General features: G+C 75.2%; 3 protein-coding genes. All 3 read left to right on the top strand.

Annotation, left to right across the window (positions count from 1 at the left end):
- Positions 1 to 527, top strand: a 527-nt coding sequence (locus AXW62_RS28540; RefSeq protein WP_252368774.1) for an OsmC family protein, incomplete at its 5' end; no start/stop codon positions are given.
- 232 nt (positions 528 to 759) lie between these two features.
- A complete protein-coding gene (locus tag AXW62_RS28535) occupies positions 760 to 2,076 on the top strand; it encodes an exonuclease SbcCD subunit D (protein WP_244503055.1) in 1,317 nt (438 codons plus the stop codon).
- The coding region (locus tag AXW62_RS28530; RefSeq protein ID WP_252368772.1) for an AAA family ATPase at positions 2,073 to 3,481 on the top strand (1,409 nt) is incomplete at its 3' end. The genes AXW62_RS28535 and AXW62_RS28530, both read left to right, overlap by 4 nt.

The raw sequence follows: 3,481 nt of genomic DNA, 5'->3' as shown, positions 1-3,481 counted from the left end.
ACCCGGGCGCGGGCGGCCTCCCGCGCCCGGCCCGCCCCTCCGCATGGACGACCACGAGGACACGAGGACACCAGGACATGAGGACGATGACCACAGCAGGCGATCTCGTCAGCATCACCGGCCGCACCACCGACACCACGGGGCGTTTCCTGGTGACCGCCAGGACGAACCACTTCGTCTCCGACGCGCGCACCGGGCCGGCGGAGGCCGTCCAGGCGGGGGAGCTGCTGCTGTCCTCCCTGGCCTCCTGCTCCCTGGGCAACATCCAGCTTCACGCCCTGGAGCGCGGCTCGGGCCTGACCGGCGCACGGGCCGACATCAGCTACCTACGGGACCGCCAGGACCCCACACGGTACGAGTACCTCCGGCTCGATCTGCTGCTGCACGGCGTCACCCAGGAGGAGGCCGAGACCCTGGCCGGGCTCTTCGCCGGAAGCTGTCCGATCTACAACACGCTGCGCCGGGGCGGCACCGTCGAGCTCGCCGTCCGGGCCGGGACCCCGGAACCGGTCACCCCTGCGGCGTGAGGGAAGTCCGGGCGGCGCGGGGCACGGGCCCGGCCCGCATGCGCGGTGGCGGGACCACCGCGCCCGGAAGGGGGCGGGAAGAGCCGGACACGGACGGGAAAATACGAGGTCCGTGAGAGACGGGGCACCGACCGCGGCTAACGTGGTCGGTGCCCGCAGCGTGCGCACGCCGCGGGTGTGATGCTGGCCACTGGGGTGGAGGAAGGACAGAAGTGCAGGTCGGAGCCCGCTTGTGAGAATTCTGCACACCTCCGACTGGCATCTCGGACGGTCCTTCCACCGGATCAGCCTCCTCGCCGCCCAGCGCGAGTTCATCGACCACCTCATCACCACCGTGCGGGAGCGGCACATCGACGCGGTGGTCGTCGCGGGCGACATCTACGACCGCGCCGTGCCGCCGCTCGCCGCCGTCGAGCTGTTCGACCACGCCCTGCACCGGCTCGCGGACCTCGGGGTGCCCACGGTCATGATCTCCGGCAACCATGACTCGGCCCGCCGCCTCGGCGTCGGCGCCGGGCTGATCGACCGGGCCGGGATCCATCTGCGCACCGACCCCGCCGGATGCGCCACCCCCGTCATCCTCTCCGACGACCACGGCGAGGTGGCCTTCTACGGTCTGCCCTATCTCGAACCCGCTCTGGTGCGGGCAGAGCTGGGCGCCCCGGCGGCCGGTCATACGGCGGTGCTGGGCGCCGCCATGGACCGGGTGCGCGCCGACCTGGCCGCCCGGCCGTCCGGCACCCGGTCCGTCGTCCTCGCGCACGCGTTCGTCACCGGCGGCGCGGTCAGCGACAGCGAGCGGGACATCACGGTCGGCGGGGTCGCCTCCGTACCCGCCGAGGTCTTCGACGGCGCCGACTACGTCGCACTCGGCCATCTGCACGGCTGTCAGGCCATCACCGAGCGCATCCGCTACTCGGGCTCCCCGCTCGCGTACTCCTTCTCCGAGGCGGCGCACCGCAAGTCCATGTGGGTGGTGGAGCTGGGGGCGGCGGGCGAGGCGCCGTCCTGCGAACGGGTGCCGTGCCCGGTGCCGCGGCCGCTGGCCCGGATCCGCGGCCGGATCGAGGAACTGCTGGCCGATCCGGACCTCGACCGCCATGAGGAGGCGTGGGTGGAGGCGACGCTGACCGACGCGGTGCGCCCGCAGGAGCCGATGGCCCGGCTGACGCGGCGGTTCCCCCATGTGCTCACGCTGGTCTTCGACCCCGAGCGGCCGCCCGAGGATCCGCTCGCCTCGTACGCGCGGCGGCTGCGCGGCCGCTCGGACCGGCAGATCGCCGAGGACTTCGTGGCACATGTGCGGGGCGGTCGCGGCCCGGACGAGGCGGAGCGGGCGCTGCTGGGCGACGCGCTGGAGGCGGTACGGAACGAGGCCCACGAGGACGGTGCGCAGCAGGGTGGTGCGCAGCGGGGCGGTGCCCGCACCGCGCGGCACGGCGCCGCGGCGACGGCCGGTGAGGCGACGGCCACGGCGGCGACGGCCACGGCGGCGACGGCCGCGGTGGCGACGGCAGTGGCGGCGCCGTCCGGGGAGGCGGCGCGATGAGGCTGCACCGGCTCGCCGTCACGGCCTTCGGCCCGTTCGGCGCCACCCAGGAGATCGACTTCGACGAGCTGTCCGCCGCCGGGCTCTTCCTGCTCCACGGGCCGACCGGTGCCGGCAAGACCTCCGTCCTGGACGCGGTCTGCTACGCCCTGTACGGCCAAGTGCCCGGCGCCCGCCAGGGCAGTGGACTCTCGCTGCGCAGCGACCACGCCGACCCGCTGACCCCGACCGAGGTCGTGCTCGAATTCACCGTTGGGGAGCGGCGCTTGGAGGTCACCCGGCGCCCCGAGCAGCCGCGTCCCAAGAAGCGGGGCACGGGGATGACGCGGGAGAAGGCGCAGACCCTGCTGCGCGAATACTCCCGCTCCGCTTCCGGCACGGCCTCCGGGGCGGGGGAGTGGAAGGCGCTGAGCCGCTCGCACCAGGAGATCGGCGAGGAGATCGGGCAGTTGCTCGGCATGAGCAGGGAGCAGTTCTGCCAGGTGGTGCTGTTGCCGCAGGGCGACTTCGCCCGCTTTCTGCGCGCGGACGAGCTGGCGCGCGGCAAGCTGCTGGGCAAGCTGTTCGACACCGGCCGGTTCGCCGCCGTCGAGGAACGGCTGGGGGAGTTGCGGCGAGCGGCGGAGAAGCGGGTCGCGGCCGGGGACGAACGGCTGCTCGCGCTCGCCCACCGGATGGCGCAGGCGGCGGGTCGCACCACGGAGTTCGACGGACATCCGCTGCCCGACCCGACACCCGGCGAACCGGGGCTGGCCGACGCCGTCCTGGAATGGGCCGCCGTCGCCCGTACGGGTGCGCGCGAACGGCGGGACATCGCCCACTGCGCCGTACGGGCCGCCGAAACGGCCCACGCCGCCGCCCAGCGGGCCGCCGAGGCCGACCGCGAACGGGCCGAACTGCAACACCGCCACGCCGAGGCCCGCCGCCGGGCGGACGACCTCGAACGGCGGCGGCCCGACCACGACCGCCTGCGTGAGCTGCTGGAACGGGCCCGCGCGGCCGACGCGGTGGTCCCCGCGCTCGACCTCCGTGCCGCCGCCGCCCGTGACCACCGCACCGCCGAAACCACCGAACGCCAGGCCCGCGCCCGCCTGTCCGCCGAGCCCGGCCTCGCCGAGTGGGCGGCCCGCTCCGCCGCCCGGATCCCCGACCCCCGGACCCCTCGCGAAGCGGCACCCGCGCAGGGCGCCGCCCCCGTACCCGCCGAGGACGCCCCCCACGTAGCCGCCACCACCCCCGACGCGTCCGCCCCGGGCACCCGGCCGTCCCGCCCCCACACGGGCGTGCCGGCGCCCGCGGAAGCCTCCGCACGGACACCGGGGGCCGTTTCGCCCGATGAGAGCCGGCCCGACACGGCCGCCGACGAGCACCGCGCCACCGGGACGGACACGGCGGTCACGGACGC

It is taken from the genome of Streptomyces hygroscopicus subsp. hygroscopicus (genome assembly GCF_001553455.1).
Taxonomy (GTDB): domain Bacteria; phylum Actinomycetota; class Actinomycetes; order Streptomycetales; family Streptomycetaceae; genus Streptomyces; species Streptomyces hygroscopicus.
Note: the sequence above shows the minus strand (reverse complement) of the source record. Positions and strands in the feature narration are given on the sequence as shown.